The sequence below is a fragment of the Streptomyces albidochromogenes genome, from assembly GCF_005981925.1.
In the GTDB taxonomy this organism is placed as follows: domain Bacteria; phylum Actinomycetota; class Actinomycetes; order Streptomycetales; family Streptomycetaceae; genus Streptomyces; species Streptomyces albidochromogenes.
Window position 1 is genome coordinate 1 of record NZ_VBVX01000545.1, and the last position, 2,127, is coordinate 2,127.

Genomic DNA, 2,127 nt, shown 5'->3' on the forward strand with positions numbered 1-2,127 from the left:
GGGTCAGACGCAGGGCCGACTCGCCCAGGCGCAGCAGCGCGCCGGGAGGAAACGGGACCGGGTGGGCGGTGAGGTCCTCGCCGTTCAGCGAGGTGCCGTTCGTGGAGTTCAGGTCCGCCACGGAGACCCGGCCGTCCTGGGTCAGCGTCACCGCGCAGTGCAGCCGCGACACGTCCGGGTCGTCCAGCGGTACGTCCGCCTCCGCCGAGCGGCCGATGCGGATCTGGCCGCCGTGCAGGAGGTGGACGCCGCCCGCGTCCGGCCCCGCCACCACGTGCAGCCGGGCGGGGGCGTCGGGCGCCGCCTCCGGCTCCGGGGCGGGGGCGTGCAGGGACAGCACCGCTCCGTCGACCAGCGGCGGCTCGCCCAGCGCCGCGCGCTGGGCGTCGAGGCGCTCCCGCCCGGCGTAGACGACGACGGCGCCGGTGGTCTCGGGGGCCGAGCCCGGGCCGGAGACTGCCGCTGCCAGGCCGGAGGCGACCGCGGCCAGCGCGGTTCCCGCGGGCGCGGTGACGAGTACGTCGCACACGCGCCCGGCGGCCTGGGGGCCCTCGGTGGCGCGCGTGCCTTGCGCGCGCGGCGCGAGGACGGTCAGCCGGATCTGCATCGCGTCAGCGGTCCCTTCTGCGCGAGGTGCCCGGCAGGGGTGCCGCCCTGTGATTCCCCCCACCCGGCACGGACGCGTCGTCCGGTACAGGTCGGCACGTGGCGCGGGGCTCCCGACCCCACAGTCCGTGCTGCAGGCATCCTCGCACCTGCCACTGACAACACGCCCGGCGGCCACCTCTAAGTGATCTTGAATGGTCGGCTGTGGGCGCAAAAGTGCAGGGTTGGACATATGCGGTACGCACGTTCGGCAACCATCGGCGCGGGGAGCGCGTCTACCCTCGGTACGCGGCCCCGGTGGGAGGCGGGCGGGCGGCACTACAGTGGAGCGGAACCACGGGCCGAGCGCCCGGAACCACGCAGGACCACGAGGACACGAGCAGCAGGGAGCGCATGACGTGCGGCCGGTCGGCAGTAAATACCTGCTCGAGGAGCCGCTCGGGCGCGGCGCCACGGGCACCGTCTGGCGAGCCCGCCAGCGCGAGACCGCGGGTGCCGAGGCGGCCGTGGCCGGCCAGCCCGGCGAAACCGTCGCGATCAAGGTCCTCAAGGAGGAGCTCGCCAACGACGCCGATGTGGTGATGCGCTTCCTGCGCGAGCGGTCGGTGCTGCTGCGCCTCACGCACCCCAACATCGTGCGGACCCGCGATCTGGTGGTCGAGGGCGATCTGCTCGCCCTGGTGATGGATCTGGTGGACGGCCCCGACCTGCATCGTTACCTGCGCGAGAACGGCCCCTTCTCGCCGGTCGCCGCCTCGCTGCTCACCGCGCAGATCGCGGACGCCCTCGCCGCCAGCCACGCCGACGGCGTCGTCCACCGCGACCTCAAGCCCGCCAACGTGCTGCTGGACGAGCGCGACGGGCAGATGCACCCGATGCTCACCGACTTCGGCATCGCGCGCCTCGCCGACTCCCCGGGCCTGACCCGCACGCACGAGTTCGTGGGGACGCCGGCCTATGTCGCCCCCGAGTCGGCCGAGGGACGCCCGCAGACGTCCGCCGTCGACATCTACGGCGCGGGAATCCTGCTGTACGAGCTGGTCACCGGCCGTCCGCCGTTCGCCGGGGGCACGGCGCTGGAGGTGCTGCACAGGCACCTGAGCGAGGAGCCCCGCCGGCCCACCACCGTTCCCGAGCCGCTGTGGACGGTCATAGAGCGCTGCCTGCGCAAGGAACCGGACGAGCGGCCCAGCGCCGAGAACCTCGCCCGCGCCCTGCGCACCGTCGCCGCCGGCGTCGGCGTGCACTCCTCGTCCGCCCAGGTCGAGGCGGCCATGGGCGTCGGCGCGCTGCTCGCGCCCGACCCGGCCCCCGCACCGGTCCCCGGCGTGCCCGGAGCCGCCGACCCGACCCAGGTCCTGCCGAGCAACGCCGGGTCGTACGACCCGGCGGCCGCGACCAGCGTCCTGCCGTCGACCGGCGCCCCGCAGTACGGCGGCCCGGGAGCGGCCGACCCCACCGCCGTCATGCCGCCCGTACCGCCGCGCCCCGAGGGCGCACCCGGCGCGCCCGACCCCGAGG

General features: G+C 75.3%; 2 protein-coding genes. One reads left to right on the top strand and one right to left on the bottom strand.

Features of this window, described 5'->3' with window-relative positions; all coding sequences use genetic code 11:
* Nucleotides 1-607: FHA domain-containing protein (locus E2E34_RS33650; protein WP_138905620.1), on the bottom strand; the 607-nt coding region annotated here is incomplete at its 3' end.
* A 397-nt stretch (nt 608-1,004) separates the two neighbouring features.
* On the opposite strand from E2E34_RS33650, the gene E2E34_RS33655 reads away from it, so the two are divergent.
* Nucleotides 1,005-2,127, top strand: a 1,123-nt coding sequence (locus E2E34_RS33655) for a serine/threonine-protein kinase (protein ID WP_138905621.1), incomplete at its 3' end; no start/stop codon positions are given.